At 64.3% G+C, this 1,592-nt stretch carries 1 protein-coding gene; it reads left to right on the plus strand.

Going from position 1 to position 1,592, the window contains the following annotated elements:
* Window positions 1-1,285, plus strand: a 1,285-nt coding sequence (locus VGL01_RS17485; RefSeq protein ID WP_331571502.1) for a methyl-accepting chemotaxis protein, incomplete at its 5' end; no start/stop codon positions are given.
* Between the last annotated feature and the right edge of the window lie 307 nt (window positions 1,286-1,592).

Raw genomic sequence — 1,592 nt, forward strand, 5'->3', positions numbered from 1 at the left:
CAGCATCGTGACGTCGGTCCATCCGACGCCGTCGAGCTTCGCCTTTCTCGTCGACAAGAGCGGCCAACTGATCGCATCGGCCACGACCGATCTCATCATGAAACCGGCCACCGGTCTTTCGCCGAGCTTGACGCCGGATGCCCTCAAAGCGCTCGAATCGGCTTCTATGCCGGTCGCCGTGGATATCGGTGGCGCGACGAAGCTGCTGCGCGCGCAGCCGATCACCGGTACGGATTGGTCCCTCGTGCTCGCGCTCGACAAGTCCGATGTCACGGCTGGCATGCATGCTGTGGCCACGACTACGCTCATCGCGATTGTCGTCGTGGCCCTGATCGCCGCTGCGTTGGTGGGCATGCTGACGAACGCCGCATTCAAGCGCGTGCTGCTCGTGCGCGATGCGCTGACCGATGTTGCGAGCGGCAGCGGCGATCTGACGATGCGATTGCCAACGGACGGCAAGGACGAGGCGGCGCAGATCGCGCATGCGTTCAATCTGTTTGCGGAAAAAATCAGCACGATCCTGCTGCAGATTCGCGAGAGCAGCGAATCGGTCAACGTCGCCAGCGCAGAAATCGCGCAGGGCAATCAGGATTTGTCGAGCCGTACCGAGCTTGCCGCGTCGAGCCTGCAGGAAACTGCGGCCGCGCTCGAAGAGATCGCCGGTACCGCGCGTAATTCGGCCGATGCGGTTACGCAAGTGAGTCAGCTCGCGGTTTCAGCTTCGGGTGTGGCCACGCGCGGAGGCGAGGTCGTGGGCGAGGTGGTTTCGACGATGGATGAAATCACCAAAGCCTCGGACAAGATGGCCGATATCATCGGCGTGATCGACGGCATTGCATTCCAGACCAACATTCTTGCGCTCAACGCGGCGGTCGAGGCGGCGCGGGCCAGCGAGCACGGGCGAGGGTTCGCCGTCGTGGCGGCCGAGGTCAGGGCGCTCGCGCAGCGTAGCGCGCAGGCCGCCAAGGAGATCAAGGAGCTCATTCACTCGTCCGTCGAGAAGATCGGGACCGGATCGCAGCTGGTTCAGACGGCCGGTGCGACCATGAATGAGATCGTCGAAAGCGTACGCGGTATCACGGGTGTCATCGACGAGATTACCGTTGCTACGTCTGAGCAGAGCACCGGGCTCAGTCAGGTCAATCAGGCGCTTTCGCAGCTCGATCATTCGACGCAGCAAAATGCCGCGCTTGTCGAACAGTCGGCCGCCGCTGCGGAGCAGTTGCGCGAGCAGGCGGCGAAGCTCGCGCAGGCGGTGGGGGAGTTCAAGTTGGCGCGGGGGTGAACGAGGGCACTGCCGCGTTCGGCAGTGCATGCGGGTGCAATCGCCAGCAGCCCCGGCCAGCGCATCGGCACGCGCGTTCGGGTCCAGCGCAACGCAACCCGCCAGTGTGCCGATGAGCCAGCACGCCGACAGTGCGGCTGCCATGCATTGACGGAGCCGCGTCGAGGAACGGTACGATGGCTGCATCAAACGCCTCCGTTGCCGTCCGGCCGCAATCAGCGGGCGGACCTCGCGCTCGATGTGGTGACGTCAGGCACGATGCTGGACATCATGGGCATCGATCCCGAGTGCCGCGAGCAGCGGACCG

Source organism: Trinickia sp. (genome assembly GCF_036503415.1).
Taxonomy (GTDB): Bacteria; Pseudomonadota; Gammaproteobacteria; order Burkholderiales; family Burkholderiaceae; genus Trinickia.